The 17,260-nt window shown below is 70.9% G+C and carries 13 protein-coding genes; 9 read left to right on the plus strand and 4 right to left on the minus strand.

Translation table 11 applies throughout. From position 1 onward, the window contains the following. Positions 1-120: 120 nt before the first annotated feature. The 3 genes from DEJ27_RS12885 to DEJ27_RS12895 all read left to right on the plus strand — a co-directional run bounded on the left by DEJ27_RS12885 (position 121) and on the right by DEJ27_RS12895 (position 2,049). A complete protein-coding gene (locus DEJ27_RS12885; protein ID WP_051596676.1) occupies positions 121-600 on the plus strand; it encodes an FHA domain-containing protein in 480 nt (159 codons plus the stop codon). After that, on the plus strand, positions 600-1,304 hold the full coding sequence (locus DEJ27_RS12890; RefSeq protein ID WP_110860123.1) for a MerR family transcriptional regulator: 705 nt from the start codon (positions 600-602) through the stop codon (positions 1,302-1,304). The genes DEJ27_RS12885 and DEJ27_RS12890 overlap by 1 nt, the downstream gene beginning before the upstream one ends. A 184-nt stretch (positions 1,305-1,488) precedes the next feature. Further along, positions 1,489-2,049 (plus strand): MerR family transcriptional regulator, encoded by a 561-nt coding sequence (locus DEJ27_RS12895; RefSeq protein WP_027465231.1) that lies wholly within the window; start codon positions 1,489-1,491, stop codon positions 2,047-2,049. Positions 2,050-3,110: 1,061 nt separating this feature from the next. Here the strand turns inward: DEJ27_RS12895 and DEJ27_RS12900 are convergent. Continuing rightward, entirely contained in the window at positions 3,111-3,923 is an 813-nt protein-coding gene (locus DEJ27_RS12900; protein WP_027465232.1) for a ParA family protein, read from the minus strand. A gap of 60 nt (positions 3,924-3,983) precedes the next feature. Here DEJ27_RS12900 and DEJ27_RS12905 point away from each other — a divergent pair, with 60 nt between their 5' ends. The 3 genes from DEJ27_RS12905 (at position 3,984) to DEJ27_RS18070 (ending at position 8,174) form a co-directional block, all read left to right on the plus strand. After that, positions 3,984-7,394, plus strand: coding sequence for a pyruvate carboxylase (locus DEJ27_RS12905; RefSeq protein WP_110860125.1), 3,411 nt, complete (start codon positions 3,984-3,986; stop codon positions 7,392-7,394). Between the two features lies 1 nt (position 7,395). Further along, the gene (locus DEJ27_RS12910) at positions 7,396-7,899 is read left to right on the plus strand and encodes a peptide deformylase (RefSeq protein ID WP_110860127.1); all 504 of its coding nucleotides are present in this window, start codon (positions 7,396-7,398) and stop codon (positions 7,897-7,899) included. A 143-nt stretch (positions 7,900-8,042) separates the two neighbouring features. After that, a complete protein-coding gene (locus tag DEJ27_RS18070) occupies positions 8,043-8,174 on the plus strand; it encodes a hypothetical protein (protein ID WP_258369867.1) in 132 nt (43 codons plus the stop codon). Positions 8,175-8,361: 187 nt separating this feature from the next. Here the strand turns inward: DEJ27_RS18070 and DEJ27_RS12915 are convergent, their stop codons facing one another. After that, positions 8,362-10,347, minus strand: coding sequence for a long-chain fatty acid--CoA ligase (locus DEJ27_RS12915; RefSeq protein ID WP_111091077.1), 1,986 nt, complete (start codon positions 10,345-10,347; stop codon positions 8,362-8,364). Between the two features lie 121 nt (positions 10,348-10,468). Here DEJ27_RS12915 and DEJ27_RS12920 point away from each other — a divergent pair, with 121 nt between their 5' ends. The 3 genes from DEJ27_RS12920 to DEJ27_RS12930 all read left to right on the plus strand — a co-directional run bounded on the left by DEJ27_RS12920 (position 10,469) and on the right by DEJ27_RS12930 (position 13,687). Beyond that, positions 10,469-11,422 (plus strand): ROK family glucokinase, encoded by a 954-nt coding sequence (locus DEJ27_RS12920; RefSeq protein ID WP_111091117.1) that lies wholly within the window; start codon positions 10,469-10,471, stop codon positions 11,420-11,422. A gap of 50 nt (positions 11,423-11,472) precedes the next feature. Continuing rightward, the gene (locus tag DEJ27_RS12925; protein ID WP_027465236.1) at positions 11,473-12,198 is read left to right on the plus strand and encodes a 1-acyl-sn-glycerol-3-phosphate acyltransferase; all 726 of its coding nucleotides are present in this window, start codon (positions 11,473-11,475) and stop codon (positions 12,196-12,198) included. A 103-nt stretch (positions 12,199-12,301) separates the two neighbouring features. Next, positions 12,302-13,687, plus strand: coding sequence for a class II 3-deoxy-7-phosphoheptulonate synthase (locus DEJ27_RS12930; protein ID WP_110860131.1), 1,386 nt, complete (start codon positions 12,302-12,304; stop codon positions 13,685-13,687). A 98-nt stretch (positions 13,688-13,785) separates the two neighbouring features. Here the strand turns inward: DEJ27_RS12930 and pknB are convergent, their stop codons facing one another. After that, positions 13,786-15,858 carry a Stk1 family PASTA domain-containing Ser/Thr kinase gene (gene pknB / locus DEJ27_RS12935; protein ID WP_111091119.1) on the minus strand — a complete coding sequence of 691 codons (2,073 nt, stop codon included), beginning with the start codon at positions 15,856-15,858 and terminating at the stop codon, positions 13,786-13,788. Positions 15,859-15,940: 82 nt separating this feature from the next. Beyond that, the gene (locus DEJ27_RS12940) at positions 15,941-17,227 is read right to left on the minus strand and encodes a LysM peptidoglycan-binding domain-containing protein (protein WP_258370356.1); all 1,287 of its coding nucleotides are present in this window, start codon (positions 17,225-17,227) and stop codon (positions 15,941-15,943) included. Positions 17,228-17,260 lie beyond the last annotated feature (33 nt).

Consider the following 17,260-nt stretch of genomic DNA (forward strand, 5'->3'; position numbering starts at 1 on the left):
GTCGCTGACGCCGCTCCCGCGTTCGCGGATCGCGGAAGTCCCTCCACAGTCCCAGATCGGGGCTGCCGCTCGGGCCTTCGTTTCCGATACGCTGATGGGCCAAGAGGAGGAGGTCCACCGATGCCAGATCCAGTGGTCCCGCAGCCGGGCGGTCAGAAGACCCCGGAGCAGCGGCTGGTCGACACCACGCTGACCTTCAGCATGGACATGGGCGCGGCGCTCACCGCCGAGTCCGGTGTCTCGACCGAAGAACGTGAAGCCGTCAACGCCCTGCCCTCCGGGTCGGCGTTGCTCGTGGTCCGTCGTGGCCCCAACGTGGGTGCGCGGTTCCTCCTCGACTCCGACGTCACGACGGCCGGTCGACACCCCGACGCCGACATCTTCCTCGACGACGTCACCGTGTCGCGCAAGCACGCGCAGTTCCTTCGCCACGGCACGAGCTTCAGCGTCAAGGACAACGGCTCCCTGAACGGCACGTACTTCGACGGTGTCCGCATCGACGAAGCGCTGCTCACCGACGGGGCCGAGGTCCAGGTCGGCAAGTTCCGCCTGACGTTCTACGCATCTCGGGTCGACCTGGCGCGCCTGGCGAACGCGTAGTGGCCGCACGGTCCGCTGCGGCCCGGGCGGGGTCCGCGGCACCGGACCTGCTCACCATCGGGCAGGTCCTCGCTCGCCTCAAGCCCGAGTTCCCGGACCTGTCGAGCTCCAAGCTACGGTTCCTCGAAGAGCGCGAGCTCGTCACCCCGATCCGCACGGCCAGTGGGTACCGCAAGTTCTCCGCGGCCGACGTCGAGCGGCTCCGTGTGATCCTCGGGCTGCAGCGTGACCACTACCTGCCGCTCAAGGTCATCAAGGACTACCTGGCCGACCTCGATGCCGGGCGCGAACCCGTCCTGCCCGGCGGCGGAGACGCACCGAAGCCGTCGATCCTCGGACGCGAGCGCCGGTACACCCGCGAAGAGACGGTCCGGGCAGCCGGCGCCTCACCGATGCTCCTCGCCGACGCGGTCTCGGCCTCGCTGCTGCCGGCCACCGACACCTACGGCGACGACGGCGTCTCCGTGCTGAAGGCCCTGGTCGAACTGCAGCGCACCGGTATCGAGCCGCGACACCTCCGCACGCTGCGCAGCACTGCCGAGCGCGAGGTCGGTCTCATCGAGTCCGCCCTCATGCCGGTCTCACGCCGGGGCGACGCGACCTCGCGGGCAAAGGCCACCGAGCTCGCGCGCGAGATCGCCGGGCACCTCGAGATCATCCGGTCGAACCTCATCCGCCAGGCCATCGGCCGTCTCGACGCATGACACCGTCCGGTGCTCCGACAGGGCTTGTGTGTCAGTGGCCGAGGCGTATCCTCGACACGCCGGACGCGCCGGGTCGGATGTCCCGCGCGGGAGCGGTCGGAGTCGCTACCGTGGACCTCGGAACAACTCTCAACCCGTCGTTGAAGCTTCGGGTGGGAGCTCGATCGTCGTGGAAGGCAAGCTGATGAGTGGGAACGACACCCCTGGCACCGAGTCTGATGTGACCCGGTACGACCTCGGGCTGCTCTTCACCGATGGTCTGCCCGAGCACGACGAGCAGAACGGCTACCGCGGCACCGTCGCCGCACGGGCAGCCGGGATCTCGTACCGACAGCTCGACTACTGGGCCCGCACCGAACTCGTGCAGCCGACGATCCGTGGGGCGGCCGGCTCCGGGTCGCAGCGCCTGTACGGGTTCCGCGACATCCTCGTGCTCAAGCTCGTGAAGCGGCTGCTCGACACCGGCATCTCGCTGCAGCAGATCCGCACCGCCGTCAACCAGCTCCGTGAGTCAGGCGTCTCCGACCTGGCGCAGACCACCCTGATGTCCGACGGCGCCTCGGTGTACCTCTGCACCTCCGACGACGAGGTCATCGACCTCGTGTCCCGCGGCCAGGGTGTCTTCGGCATCGCGGTCGGCAAGGTCCTGCGTGAGGTCGAGAGTTCCCTGGTCGAGCTCGACGCCACCGCGGCGGCCGACCCCTCCGACGAGCTCGCCGCTCGTCGCGCTTCCCGCGCTTCCTGACCATCCGGGTTCGGGTCCAGTGGTCGCGACCCGTCGCCTGCGCGTCGCCGAGTGGTCACGAACTGTTGCCTGCGACGTTGCCGGCCGACAGTTCGTGACCACTCAGCGGACGTGAGCGGCATGTTGTGACCGTTGGGCGAGCCGGAGCCGGGCGTGTCGAGCGGGGCGTGTCGAGCGGGGCCGGGATGAGCCTCCGGCCGGTCGCCGCGTGGTCGTGACCCGTCGCCTGCGCGTCGCCGAGTGGTCACGAACTGTTGCCTGCGACGTTGCCGGCCGACAGTTGGTGACCACTCGGCGGACGTGAGCGGCATGTTGTGACCGCTGGGCGAGCCGGAGCCGGGCGTGTCGAGCGGGGCCGGGATGAGCCTCCCGGCAGTCGCCGCGTGGTCGTGACCCGTCGCCTGCGTCTCGCCGTGTGGTCACGAACTGTCGGCTGCGACGTTGCCGGCAGACAGTTGGTGACCTCTCGGAGGACGTGAGCGGTGCGTTGTGACCGTTGGGCGGGCCGGAGCCGGGCGTGTCGAGCGGGGCCGGGATAAGCCTCCCGGCAGTCGCCGCGTGGTCACGACCTGCCGCCTGCGTCTCGCCGTGTGGTCACGAACTGTCGCATGCGACGCTGCCGGCTGACAGTTGGTGAGCACTCGGCGGATGCGCGCGGTGCGTTGTGACCGTTGGGCGAGCCGGAGCCGGGCGTGTCGAGCGAGGCCGGGGTGGGCCTCCCGGCAGTCGCCGCGTGGTCGTGACCCGTCGCCTGCGCGTCGCCGAGTGGTCACGAACTGTCGGCTGCGACGTTGTCGGCCGACAGTTGGTGAGCACTCGGCGGATGTGAGCGGTGCGTTGTGACCACTGGGCGAGCCGGAGCCGGGCGTATCGAGCGGGGCGTGTCGAGCGAGGCCGGGGTGGGCCTCTCGGCAGTCGCCGCGTAGTCACAAATCGCCGCCTGCGCGTCGCCGAGTGGTCACGAACTGTTGCCTGCGACGCTGCCGGCTGACAGTTGGCGACCTTTCGGGCGACGTGAGCGGCATGTCATGCGACCGCGCCGCGACCGCACGAGCACCGACCTACGCGGCGCCACCCTCGGCGTACGGACCGATCTTGCCGGTGCGCATGATGCGCTCGAGCAGCTGGTCGAAGTTCTTCGCCATCTCCTGCGCGGACTCGCCGGGCCACACGTGCAGCGGCTTCGCCGCACCCTGCGCCTGCTGCAGCGACGTGCGCTCCGGCAGCTGTGGGGAGAGCACGAGCGGGCCGAACATGTCGCGGAGTTCCTTGATGCGGAACTGGTGCTCGAGCGACTGCACGCGGGCACGGTTGACGATGATGCCGAGGGGCTGCAGGCGCGGGGAGAGCCCGCGGCGGATCTCCTCGATGGCGCGCAGCGCACGGTCGGCGGCGGCGACGGAGAACAGGCCGGGCTCGGTGACGACGGTGACGCGATCGGACGCGGCCCACGCGGTGCGCGTCAGGGCGTTCAGCGACGGCGCACAGTCGATGAGGACGAGTTCGTAGTCCTGCTCGACGTTGGCCAGGGCCTCTTCGAGCTTCCAGATGTCGCGGATCGACGGGTGCGGCCCGTCGAAGTTGATGGCGGAGGGCGACCCGACCATGACGTCGATCTTGCCCTGCGACCCCTTCGTCCAGCCCGAGGGGGCGATCGCCTGACGGACGATCTTCTCCTTCGGGTTCTCGAGGACGTCGGCGACGTTGAGGTGGCCGGCGAGGTTGATGTCGAGGCCCGTGGAGACGTCGGACTGCGGGTCCAGATCCACCACCAGCGTGCGCAGTCCCTTGGCGAACGCGGCCGAGGTCAGGCCGAGCGTCACCGTCGTCTTGCCGACACCACCCTTGAGGGAGCTCACGCTGAGTACATGCACGTTGAGCAACGTTACCGCCACTAGGGTTGTCTCACCTCAACCCGGGCTGAAAGGGACGTCGTGTTCACGAAGATCCTCGTTGCGAACCGTGGCGAGATCGCCATCCGCGCGTTCCGTGCCGCGTACGAGTTGGGGGCCCGTACGGTCGCCGTCTACCCGTACGAAGACCGGAACTCCCTGCATCGTCTCAAGGCCGACGAGGCCTACCTGATCGGGGAGCGGGGCCATCCGGTCCGGGCGTACCTGGACGTCTCCGAGATCATCCGCGTCGCCCGCGAGTCGGGGGCCGACGCGATCTACCCGGGGTACGGGTTCCTGTCCGAGAACCCGGAGCTCGCCGCGGCAGCAGCCGCGAACGGCATCACCTTCATCGGTCCGGGCGAGCACGTGCTCGAGATGGCCGGCAACAAGGTCACCGCGAAGGAGCACGCGATCGCGGCCGGCGTCCCGGTCCTCGCGAGCACCCCGGCGAGCCGCGACATCGACGAACTGATCGCCGGCGCCGATGCGATCGGGTTCCCGGTCTTCGCCAAGGCCGTCGCCGGTGGTGGTGGCCGTGGCATGCGCCGTGTGGAGACGAAGCCCGAGCTGCGCGACGCCCTCGAAGCGGCCATGCGCGAGGCCGACAGTGCGTTCGGCGACCCGACGATGTTCCTCGAGCAGGCCGTCATCCGTCCGCGCCACATCGAGGTGCAGATCCTCGCCGACGCGACCGGCACCGACGCGGGCACGATCCACCTGTTCGAGCGGGACTGCTCGGTCCAGCGGCGCAACCAGAAGGTCGTCGAGATCGCGCCGGCGCCGAACCTCGACCCCGCGGTCGCGCAGGCACTGCACCGCGACGCCGTGGCCTTCGCCCGGTCGATCGGGTACGTCAACGCCGGCACCGTGGAGTTCCTGCTCGACACCGAGGGTGAGCGTGAGGGGCAGCACGTCTTCATCGAGATGAACCCGCGCATCCAGGTCGAGCACACGGTCACCGAAGAGGTCACCGACGTCGACCTGGTGCAGTCGCAGATGCGCATCGCCGCGGGGGAGACCCTCGCCGGCCTCGGCCTGTCGCAGGACACCGTCGCCGTGCACGGCGCCGCGCTGCAGACCCGCATCACGACCGAGGACCCGACGCAGGGCTTCCGTCCGGACACCGGCCGGATCAGCACCTACCGCAGCCCCGGCGGCGCGGGCGTCCGGCTCGACGGCGGCACGGTCGCCACCGGCGCGCAGATCAGCCCGCACTTCGACTCGATGCTCGCGAAGATGACGTGCCGCGGCCGCGACTTCCCGGCGGCGGTGTCCCGGGCCAAGCGTGCCCTCGCCGAGTTCCGCATCCGCGGCGTCAGCACGAACATCCCGTTCCTGCAGGCCGTGCTCGAGGACCCGGACTTCGCCCGCGGCGACGTCTCGACGAAGTTCATCGAGGAACGCCCGCAGCTCTTCGGCGGCCACGTCTCGAAGGACCGCGGCACGAAGGTGCTCACCTGGCTCGCCGACGTCACGGTGAACAAGCCGAACGGTGAGCGGTCGCCGCTGGTCACCGACCCGGCCGACAAGCTCCCGGCCACCGACCTGACTGCGCCGGTGCCCGAGGGGCAGCGCGACCGCCTGCTGGCGATGGGGCCGGCCGAGTGGTCGAAGGCCCTGCGCGCCCAGACGGCCCTCGCCGTGACCGAGACGACGATGCGGGACGCCCACCAGTCGCTCCTCGCCACCCGGGTCCGCACGAAGGACCTCGTCGCCGTCGCACCGCACGTCGCACGGCTCACTCCGCAGCTGCTCAGCGTCGAGGCCTGGGGTGGTGCCACCTACGACGTCGCACTCCGGTTCCTCGGTGAAGATCCTTGGGAGCGCCTGTCCTCGCTGCGCGAAGCCATGCCGAACATCCCGATCCAGATGCTGCTGCGCGGCCGTAACACCGTCGGGTACACGCCGTACCCGACCGAGGTCACCGACGCCTTCGTCGACGAGGCGGCTCGGTCGGGCGTCGACGTCTTCCGCGTGTTCGACGCGCTGAACGACGTCAGCCAGCTGCGTCCCGCCCTGGAGGCCGTGCTCGCGACCGGCACGGCCGTCGCCGAGGCGGCGCTCTGCTACACCGCCGACCTCCTCGACCCCGCCGAGGACCTCTACACGCTCGACTACTACCTCCGCTTGGCGGAGCAGATGGTCGAGGCCGGCGCGCACGTCATCGGCATCAAGGACATGGCGGGGCTGCTCCGTGCCGGTGCGGCCGAGAAGCTCGTCACCGCCCTGCGCGAGCGCTTCGACCAGCCGGTGCACGTGCACACCCACGACACCGCCGGCGGTCAGCTCGCGACCCTGCTCGCCGCCTCGCGCGCCGGGGCCGACGCCGTCGACGTGGCCGCCGCACCCATGGCCGGCACGACCAGCCAGCCGAGCATGTCCGCCCTGGTCGCAGCCCTGGCCCACACCGAGCGCGACACCGGCCTGTCCCTCGACGCCGTCGGGGACCTCGAGCCGTACTGGGAATCGGTCCGTCGCGTGTACGCCCCGTTCGAGTCCGGGCTCGCCGGGCCGACCGGGCGTGTCTACAAGCACGAGATCCCCGGTGGTCAGCTGTCGAACCTCCGGCAGCAGGCGATCGCCCTCGGGCTCGGCGACCGGTTCGAGCAGGTCGAGGACTGGTACGCCGAGGCGAACCGGATCCTCGGTCGGCCGACCAAGGTCACGCCGTCGTCGAAGGTCGTCGGCGACCTCGCGCTGCAGCTCGCCGCGGTCGGTGCCGACCCGGTCGACTTCGAGCAGAACCCCGACAAGTACGACATTCCGGACTCCGTGGTCGGATTCATGGCCGGCGAGCTGGGCGACCTGCCCGGCGGCTGGCCCGAGCCGTTCCGCTCGAAGGTCCTGGCCGGTCGCGACGTCCGACTCGAGATCACCCCGGTGCCCGCGGACGAACGCGCGCACCTCGAGACCCCCGGACCCGAGCGCCAGCAGGCCCTCAACCGCCTGCTCTTCCCGCAGCCGACGCAGCAGTTCCAGCGCGTGCGGGAGCAGTACGGCGACCTGTCCGTCGTGCCGACCGTCGACTACCTGTACGGGCTGCGACCCGGGCAGGAGCACAGCGTCCCGCTCGGCAAGGGCGTCGACCTGTTCGTCGGGCTCGAGGCGATCGGCGAGGTGGACGCCAAGGGCATCCGCACGGTCATGGCGACGATGAACGGGCAACTCCGCCCGGTCGCCGTCCGCGACCGTTCGGTCGAGGTCGAGACGAAGGCGGCCGAGAAGGCCGACGCGTCCGACCCCAAGCACGTGGCCGCGCCGTTCTCCGGCGTGGTGACGCTCAAGGTCGCCGTCGGTGACGTCGTCGAGGCCGGTACGCCGGTGGCGAGCATCGAGGCGATGAAGATGGAAGCGGCCATCACGGCGCCCGTGGCGGGCACCGTCGGCCGACTCGCGATCCCGGTGACCCAGCAGGTGGACGCCGGCGACCTCCTGGTGGTGCTGCAGTAAATTGACCGTTCGTCCCATCCGCCTGTTCGGCGACCCCGTCCTCCGTTCGCCGGCCGACCCGATCCGCCCCGAACTGCTCGGGAGCGCCGGGGTCCGTGACCTCGTGCAGGACCTCATCGACACCGTCAAGGAACCCGGTCGTGCCGGAGTGGCCGCGCCCCAGATCGGCGTCGGGCTCCGTGCGTTCTCGTACAACGTGGACGGCGAGGTCGGCTACGTCCTCAACCCCGAGATCGTCGAGGTCTCCGGGCAGCCCGAGCTCATGGAGGAAGGGTGCCTCTCCGTCCCGGGGCTCGGCTACCCGACCCGTCGGTACCCGTACGCGAAGGTCCGCGGCGTCGACGTCGACGGCGACGAGGTCGTCCTGGAGGGCACCGGCCTGATGGCCGAGGCGCTCCAGCACGAGTGCGACCACCTCGACGGAACCGTCTACGTGATGACGCTCGACCCCGAGGTCCGCCGTCAGGCCCTGCGCGACATCCGTGCGCAGGCCTGGTTCCACTGAGCGCTTGCACAGGCCCGGGTTCGCGGGCTGTGAACAGTGGTGTAACACCCCCACGGGGGATTGTCGCTTTGTCCTGACGAGGAGGTACCGTGCTGCTGTCGGCCTCCCACCGACGACCATCCCATCCCCCCCAGGACTCCCGCATGACCAGTCAGAACGACGAGCTCAGCTCGCACCGCACCCGCACCAACCGTCGACCTGCCGAGACCACCGTCGCGACCGGTTCGACCGCCGTCCTCGACGCCCCCGCGACGGAGCAGTCGCAGGAGGCCTGAGCCCCGCAGGCGCCCCCGGCGCCCGCTGAACGGCCTGGAGGCCCGGATCGCGTCCGACGGACGTGATCCGGGCCTCCAGGCTGTTGCGTCCACACCCGCGCGCACCTGCCGGAATCGGGCGTACCTGGTCGGAAGAACCGACCTGGTACGCCCGAATCAACCCGGTACGCCCGGAACGACCAGGCGGCTACGCGCGGTTGCGCCGCCGACCCTCGATCACCGGGGTCGCCGTCGTCTGCACCTTCGACCCGGAGTAGATGTGGTCGATGTCCGCGGCGAAGTCCTTCAGGATCACCGACCGCTTGATCGTCAGCTTCGGCGTGAGGTGCCCGGAGGCCTCGGTCAGGTCCGTGTCGAGGATCGTGAACGACCGGACCGACTCGGCGCGGGAGACCCGGCCGTTGGCGGCGTCGATGGCCTCCTGGACGGCGGAGAGCACGCGCTCGTCGTACGCGGCCTCGTGCCCGCTCAGTGCCGGGGTGATCCCGCGGGACTCGCACCAGCCGGGCAGCATCTCGCGGTCGAGCGTCACGAGCGCGGCGACGAACGGCTTGCCCTCACCGACGACCACGACCTGGCCGATGAGCGGGTGCTCGCGGATGCCGTCCTCGAGCGGTGCCGGGGCGACGTTCTTGCCGCTCGCGGTGACGATGAGCTCCTTGGCGCGTCCGGTGACCGTGAGGACCCCGTCGGCGTCGAGCCGGCCGAGGTCACCGGTCCGGAACCAGCCGTCGGCGAAGGCGTGCTCGGTCGCCTCGTCGTTCCGCCAGTACCGGTCGAAGACGTCGACGCCGCGGATCAGGATCTCGCCGTCGTCGGCGATCCGGACCTCGATGCCGGGCAGCGCGCGGCCGACGGTCCCGATGCGGAGTTCGCGGGCGCGGTTGACCGTGGCGGGTGCCGTGGTCTCGGTCAGGCCGTAGCCCTCGAGGATGAGCACTCCGATCGAGCGGAAGAAGTGCGAGAGCCGCGGGGAGAGGGGTGCCGAACCGCTGACGGCGTACCCGACCCGGCCGCCGAGGGCGTCGCGGAGCTTGGCGTACACGAGCCGGTCGAACAGCTTGAACTTCAGGCCGAGCAGGAACGGCACCCTGCCGGCTGCGAGGGCCTCGGAGTGGGCGACCGCGGTGTCTGCGGCCGCGCGGAAGATCCTGCCCTTGCCACCGAGGTCGGCCTTCTGCTCCGCTGAGTTGTAGATCTTCTCGAACACCCGGGGGACCGCGAGCAGGAACGTCGGCTTGAAGGTCGACACCGCGCGCATCAGGTCCTTGGTGTCCGGCTCGTGGCCGACGAGGACGCCGGCGGACACCGACATCGCGGCGATGAACCTGGCGAAGACGTGGGCGAGCGGGATGAACAGCAGGGTCGAGGCGCCGTCGGCGACGACCTCGGGCATCGCCTCGCTCGCGCCCTCCACCGTGGCGGTGAAGTTGTCGTGCCGCAGGACGCAGCCCTTCGGCCGACCGGTGCTGCCCGAGGTGTAGATGATCGTGGCGTCGTCGTGGCCGTGCACGTTCGCGGTCCGGGCATCGAGTTCGTCGTCGGTGACGTCCTCGCCGAGCCGGGTCAGGTCGTCGAGGCCGCCGCCGTCGATCGTCCAGTGCTGGCCCAGGGAGGGCAGGTCGGGTGCGATGGAGGCGACGCGGCGCGCGTGCTCCTCTTGTTCGACGACGATCGCGACCGACTCGGAGTCGGACAGGATCCAGCGCACCTGGTCGGGGGAGCTCGTCTCGTACACGGGCACGGAAACCAGGCCGGCTGTCCACACGGCGAAGTCGACCAGGGTCCACTCGAGCCGCGTGCGCGACAGGATCGCGACGTGCGCGCCCGGTTCGAGCCCGGCGGCGACGAAGCCCTTCGCGATGCCGCGCACCCGGGCGAGCGTCTGGGCCGCGGTGAAGGTCGTCCAGGTGTCGCCGTGGCGCTGGGCCAGGATCGGACGGTCGGGCGTCAGCCGGACGCGGTCGCCGAGGAGCCGCGCCGCCGAGCCGTGGTCCGGGGCGACGGGACCGCCGTGGCCCGCGGAGACCGGGCGGCCCTGGGCCGGAGCGGCCGGGCCGGCGCCGGGCGGTGTGGCGTGCCTGCCGGCCGACGGCGTGGTCCCGGTGGCGGCGCTGCCAGCGGTGGACGTGTCGGTGGAGGCGCTGCTGCGTGCAGGACGCTGATCGTTCACGGTGACTCCCTTGTCTGCCGGTTCGACTCGAGTGCGCCTCAACACCGAGGCGACACCGCCAGCATAGGACGCGTCACCGGGCGTTCCGTGACTTCGCGGCGAACCGGTAGGCTCGTTGCTCGTGCACGCCATCGGAATCGACATCGGGGGCACCAAGATCGCGGGTGCGGTCGTGACGGAACTCGGCGAGATCGTCGCCGAGGACCGCGTGGCCACCAACGCTGCGGACCCGAACGCCATGCTCGACGACGTCGTCTCGATGGTCGAGCGACTCAGCTCGCTCCACCTGGTCGGCGCCGTGGGGGTCGCCGCCCCCGGGTTCATCGACGCCTCGCAGTCGATCGTCTACTACACGCCGAACATCCGGTGGCGGAACGAACCGCTCCGGCAGAAGCTGCAGCAGCGCCTCGGCGACCTGCACATCACGGTGGACAACGACGCGAACGCCGCTGGCTGGGCCGAGTTCCGGTTCGGCGCCGGTCGGCTCGTGTCCGACATGACGATGCTCACCATCGGCACGGGCGTCGGCGGTGCCATCGTGACCGAGGACCGCCTGTTCCGCGGGGGCTTCGGAACCGGCGGCGAGATCGGCCACCTGCGCATCGTCCCGAACGGGCTGCCCTGTGGCTGCGGTGCCCGCGGCTGCATCGAGCAGTACGGCTCGGGTCGTGCCCTGCAGCGCATGGCGAACGACGTCGCCGACGCCGGTGGCATCGGCTCGGCCCTGGCCGACGCCCGCGCCGACAACGGCGGCCAGCTCGACGGCAAGATCGTCGGCGACCTGATCCTGGCCGACGACCCGGGTGCCCTCGCGGCCCTCCGTCGGCTCGGTCGGCACCTCGGCGAGGCGTGCGCGTCGCTGTCCGCGGTGCTCGACCCGCAGCTCTTCGTGTTCGGCGGCGGCGTCGCCAGTGCGGGAGACCGGCTGCTCGATCCGATCAAGCAGGCGTACCTCAACAACCTGCCGGCCCGCGGGTACCACCCCGAGCCGGACTTCGTGATCGCCGAACTCGTCAACGACGCCGGCGTCGTCGGTGCCGCCGACCTCGCCCGCATCCACGCCCGCACGGCGTAGGGTCGGGCCACCCACCCGGGCCACCACCTTCTCACCACCTGGAGTCGTCGATGACCTACTGGCTGCTGAAGAACTTCGTGCTCGGCCCGCTCATCCTCACCCTGTTCCGGCCGTGGGTCGTCGGCCGCGAGCACGTGCCCGCCAAGGGCCCGGTCATCTTCGCGTCGAACCACATCTCGTTCATCGACTCGGTGATCCTGCCGGCGGTGCTCGACCGTCGACTGTCGTTCCTGGCGAAGAGCGACTACTTCACCGGCCGCGGGCTGAAGGGCTGGGCGACGAAGACGTTCTTCAACGCCATCGGCCAGCTGCCGATCGACCGCTCCGGCGGCAAGGCGTCCGAGGCATCGCTGCGCACCGGCCTGCAGGTCCTGGCGCGCGGTGAGCAGCTCGGCATCTACCCCGAGGGCACCCGCAGCCCCGACGGCAAGCTCTACCGCGGCCGCACCGGCATCGCCCGGATGATCCTCGAGGGGCGCGTGCTCGTCGTCCCCGTCGCCATGGTCGGCACGCGCGAGGTGCAGCAGATCGGGCAGCGCTTCCCGAAGATCAAGCGCGTCGGGGTCGTGTTCGGCAAGCCGCTCGACTTCTCGCGGTTCCAGGGGTTCGAGACCGACCGCTTCATCCTGCGCAGCGTCACGGACGAGGTCATGCACGAGCTCGCCGGCCTGAGCCGACAGGAGTACGTGGACGTCTACGCCACCAGCGTGAAGGAGCGGGCGAGCTCCGCGCGCGAGGCCGTCATGCGGGAACGGAAGTCGACGCCTGCACGTTAGGCTCTGATGGTCCCGGCACCCCGCCAGGACGCCCATCGACGACGCGCGGCCTGGTGCCGGTGGCGTCGTCGGGCCGCCCGCACAGAACACCGAGGTAACGCCCTTGTTCGAGTCGACCGACTTCGTCGCCCTGCAGGATCCGGACGTCATCGAGGGGCTCGACTATTGGCGGACGCTCCCGATCAAGCAGCAGCCGACCTGGCCGGACGCCGCCGCTGCTGAGGCCGCGTCGGCCGAGATCGCCACGCTCCCGCCGCTCGTGTTCGCGGGCGAGGTCGACAAGCTGCGCGAGCGGCTCGCCGCGGCCGCCCAGGGCAAGGCCTTCCTGCTGCAGGGCGGTGACTGCGCCGAGACCTTCGCCGGTGCCACCGCCGACTCCATCCGCGACCGGGTCAAGACGATCCTGCAGATGGCCGTCGTGCTGACCTACGGCGCCTCGATGCCCGTCATCAAGATGGGGCGCATGGCCGGGCAGTTCGCCAAGCCCCGCTCGAGCGACTTCGAGACCCGGGGCGACGTCACGCTGCCCGCCTACCGCGGCGACATCGTGAACGGCTACGACTTCACGCCGGAGAGCCGGACGGCCGACCCGCGCCGCCTGGTGCAGGGGTACCACACCGCTGCTTCGACGCTGAACCTCGTCCGGGCCTTCACGCAGGGGGGCTTCGCCGACCTGCGGCAGGTGCACTCGTGGAACAAGGGCTTCGCCTCGAACCCCGCGAACGCCCGCTACGAGCACCTCGCCAAGGAGATCGACCGCGCGATCCGCTTCATGGACGCCTGCGGCGCCGACTTCGAGGCGCTCAAGCACGTCGAGTTCTACGCCTCGCACGAGGGGCTGCTCATGGACTACGAGCGCCCGATGACCCGCATCGACTCGCGCTCCGGCCTGGCGTACGACACGTCCGGTCACTTCATCTGGATCGGTGAGCGCACGCGCGACATCGACGGCGCCCACGTGGACTTCCTGTCGCGGGTGCGCAACCCGATCGGCGTGAAGCTCGGCCCGACGACGAGCGTCGACGACATGAAGGCGCTCGTCGACAAGCTCGACCCGAACCGTGAGCCGGGTCGCCTGACCTTCATCACGCGGATGGGCGCGGGCAAGATCCGCGACGAGCTGCCCAAGCTGCTCGAGGCGATCAAGGGCATGGACGCCAACCCGCTGTGGGTCACCGACCCGATGCACGGCAACGGCCTGACCACGCCGACGGGCTACAAGACCCGCCGGTTCGACGACGTCGTGGACGAGGTCCTCGGCTTCTTCGAGGCGCACCGCCAGGTCGGCACGTACCCGGGTGGCATGCACGTCGAGCTCACCGGTGACGACGTCACCGAGTGCCTCGGCGGCTCGGAGCACATCGACGAGGCCACGCTCGCCACCCGCTACGAGTCGCTGTGCGACCCGCGCCTCAACCACATGCAGTCCCTCGAGCTCGCCTTCCTGGTGGCCGAGGAACTCGGCGCGCACCAGCCCGACCGCTCGTAACGCAGGAACCCCCGGACAGGAGGCCCGGTGCCAGCTGGCACCGGGCCTCCTGTCCGTCGTGTCCACACGTTCCGGGCCGCGGGAACTGCCCGGCGGAACTACTGGTCGTAGGACAGGGTGACCGTGTCGCCGCGGTGGACCGTTGCGCCGGCACCCGGGTCGGTGCCGGTGACCGGCAGCTTCGACTTCCAGTCGTAGAAGCCGCAGAGGATGTTCGTGCAGTCGGGCACGGAGACCTTCAGCCCGAGGTCCTCGAGGGTCTTCGTCGCCTCGTTGATCGTCGCCCCGATGACGCCGTCCTCCGGCACGGTGATCGGCGTCGGACCCTTCGACACGACGACGTCCACCGCCGACCCGCGCACGGCGGGGGAGTCCTGCACGGCGGCGGAGACGATCTGGCCCGCGGGCACGCTCTCGCTGTACTCCTCGGTCCGGGCGCCGAGGATCAGTCCGACGTCGTCGAGTGCGGCGGAGGCCTCGTCGACCGTCTTGCCGACCACGTCGGGCACGGGGCCGAGCGAGACGGTCAGCGTGACCGGCCCGGTCTCGCCGTAGGCCTTCACCGTCGTGAGGTCGAGCGGCTTGCCGCCGGACACCCGACCGGTCGCCGCGACCACGGTGTCCTTCGGGGCGTCGGCGGAGAACTCGTACCGGTCGTCCTGCAGCTCGAAGTCGTCGTCGAGCGCGGCCGTCACGGTGGAGAGCGGCTGGCCGACGATCGCCGGCAGCGGGATCATCCGGGGGCCGTTCGACACGACGATCTGCACCGCCGTGCCCTTCTGCACCTCGCGCTCCGCGGCCGGCTTCGTCGTGGAGACCTGCCCCTTCGCGACGACGGCGTCGAACCGTGTCCCGGTCTTCGACGCCGCCTGCAGGCCCTGTGCTTCGAGCAGCTGCCGGGCCTGCGAGACCGACTTGCCCGTGACTTCCGGGATCCGCACGTTGCCACCCGGCCCCGGGCCGAAGTACCAGCCGAAGCCGGCTCCGATCAGCGCGAGCACGACGACCACGGACAGCAGGATCCAGCCGCGCTTCCGGCGCTTTGCCGACTGGTCGGCGAGCCGCTGTCCGGCGGGGGAGAGCACGCCCGGCTGTGCCCCGGTCCGACGGGGGCCCGGGGCGTTGCCGCGCGCACGGGCGGGTGCTCGACCGCGGTCGCCGGTGTCCCGGTCGCCGGACCGGTCGATGATGGCGGTCTCGTCGGCGGCTCCTCCGGCGGCCCCGACGGATGCTGCGGCCGCTGCGGCGCCGAGCGTGCCCGCGCCACCGGAGGGCAGGATCGCGGTCCCGTTCTCGGGGCGCAGCACGGCGGTGCGGTACTGGCCGGTCGCACGCTGCTGGTTGCCCGACATGTGGTCGAGCATCTCGCGGGCGTCGCGGGGACGGTCCTCGGGATCCCGTGCGGTCGACCAGGCGACCAGCTCGTCGAGCTCCGGCGGCACCCCGGACACGGCGGCACTCGGTGCCGGCACGGAGTCGTTGGCGTGCTGGTAGGCGATCTGCATCGGCTGCTCGCCCTTGTAGGGCTGCTCGCCGGTGAGCATCTCGTAGAGCATGATGCCGAGTGCGTAGATGTCGCTGCGCGAGTCGGCGGCGCCGCGGGTCACGAGCTCGGGGGACAGGTAGGCGATCGTGCCGAGCAGGGCCGCGCCGGTCGCCGTGTTCGCGGTCGTGGCACGGGCCAGGCCGAAGTCGCCGAGCTTGATGCGGCCGTCGTCGGCGAGCAGGACGTTCTCGGGCTTCAGGTCGCGGTGCACGATGCCGGCGCGGTGGGCCGAGGCGAGTCCGGCGAGCACGGCGCGCAGGATGTCGGTCGCCTGTTCGGGCGTCAGGGCGTGGTGCTCCTGCAGCAGGTCCCGCAGCGTGATGCCGGGGATGTACTCCATGACGATGTAGGCGATCTCGCCCTCGGCACCCTGGTCGTAGACGCCCACCAGGTTCGGGTGCGACAGCCGGGCCGCCGACCGGGCCTCCTGGATGAAGCGCTCACGGAAGGCCTGGTCGTCGGCCAGGTGCCCGTGCATGATCTTGATCGCGACGCGTCGCTCGAGGCGCACGTCGGTCGCGAGGTAGACGGTCGCCATGCCCCCGCGCGCGATGCGGGAGCGGACGCGGTACCGCTGATCGATCATGCGACCGATCATCGGATCCGTGGCGGCGTTGGTGGTCATCGGCGGCATTCTACGAATCGGAACCGCACTCGGGCGCACCGGCGCACCGCCCGTGGCCCAATCTCGATCTTCCGGATGAGGCTCAGAGGGTCGCCAGCCAGCCCTGGGCGGCGCTCGCCCAGTTGGCGTAGGCCTTCGGGTAGGCGGAGAGCTGCACGGCCTGGGCCGCGTCGGTGATGCTCATCGAGGACCAGCCGGGCACGTCGAGCAACCCGCGGGTCTTGCCGGCGTTCGGGTTGTTCCGCCCGCCGAAGAACAGCGCGGTGGCGTGCGCCGGGTCCTGCAGCTTCGCCGCGCTGCCCCAACCCTGGCTCGGACGCTGCTGGAACAGGCCGACCGAGTCGCGGTCGCCGTGCGGCAGGTTCCGGAGGCTCGACTCCTGCATCGCGGCGGCGAGGGCCACGACGATGCCGCGGTCGGGGACGCCCAGGGATCGACCGACGGAGACGATGGTCGCCGCGTTCTGGCGCTGCTCGGCGCTCAGGCCGACGGCACCGCTGACCGCCGCACGCGCGGGGACCGCAGGCGCGGCGGTGGCGTTCGACGACGGGATGACGAGCGTCTTGCCGGCGTAGATCGTGCTCGTGTACGACAGGCCGTTCGCCGACAGGAGCGACTTGACAGAGACGTGGTGGGCGGCGGCGATCGAGGCCACGGTGTCGCCGGCGCTGATCTTCACGCTCGTCTTCGTCGACGGGGCCGAGGCGGTGGAGACCGACGGCGTCGAGGATGAGCCGTGCGGTACCCGCAGCGTCTGCCCCGGGTAGATGACGCTCCGCTGCGACAGCTTGTTCGCGCTGAGGAGCGCCGTGGTCGACACGCCGACGCGGGACGCGATGCCGGAGACGGTGTCGCCCTGCTTCACGTGGTAGCTCGAGGTGTCCGAGCCGGAGCCGCCGGTCGACCCGGAGGTCCGCACCGCGGCGGTGGTGACGGCGGGCGTCGATGCCAGGTGGAGCGTCTGCCCGGGGTGGATGATCGTGTTCCAGCCGAGGCCGTTGCGCACGAGGATCTCCTGCGCCGACAGGCCGAAGCGGGCGGCGATGCCCGAGACCGTGTCGCCGTGGTGGACCGTGTAGTTCGTGGGCACAGCCGTGGTGGTGGCCGTCGTGGTGGCGGCGACCGTCCGCACGACGGTCTGCGTCGGCCGCGCGACGGCGGTGCCGAACACCGGACGGTCGGTCACGGCGCGGTCCTGGTCGACGTGGCGCTTGTGGTTCGCGTCGGCGTCGTCGTGCCGCGGCTCGGCGTGGGCGATCGGGCCGGTGAGCCCGGCGGTCACGGCGATCGTGCCCGCGAGGACGATGGGCATGGTGGCGAACCGGGCGGATCGTGCGCGCCGGGCGACTTCGTCTGCAGCGTGGTCCACGGGTTTCTCCTGATCTCGACTGAGCCGTGCGCA

This window comes from Curtobacterium sp. MCPF17_018 (assembly GCF_003234135.1).
Classification (GTDB): Bacteria; Actinomycetota; Actinomycetes; order Actinomycetales; family Microbacteriaceae; genus Curtobacterium; species Curtobacterium flaccumfaciens.